The sequence below is a fragment of the Paenibacillus soyae genome (assembly GCF_024623455.1).
Classification (GTDB): domain Bacteria; phylum Bacillota; class Bacilli; order Paenibacillales; family Paenibacillaceae; genus Pristimantibacillus; species Pristimantibacillus soyae.
Genome location: NZ_JANIPJ010000111.1, coordinates 1 through 225, shown reverse-complemented (window position 1 = coordinate 225; position 225 = coordinate 1). Strand labels below are relative to the sequence as shown.

Below are 225 nucleotides of genomic sequence, written 5' to 3'. Positions count from 1 at the left end.
GACTCATCTTCCGGAATTGCTTCAGAAAAGACGCGCCGATCTTAAACGGTTATACTTCAGCTAAAGGATGTTTCAGCTCAAGATTCTCATCTTGATTTACTTTCGTTATCCAGTTTTCAAGGTGCAAATGGAGCCAAGCGGGATCGAACCGCTGACCTCCTGCTTGCAAGGCAGGCGCTCTCCCAGCTGAGCTATGGCCCCGTAATGGGATCAACACTCATGTGT

1 tRNA gene is annotated in these 225 nt (G+C 48.4%); it reads right to left on the bottom strand.

From position 1 onward, the window contains the following. Window positions 1-128 precede the first annotated feature (128 nt). A tRNA-Ala gene (locus NQZ67_RS30235) sits at window positions 129-201 on the bottom strand. Window positions 202-225: the final 24 nt, after the last annotated feature.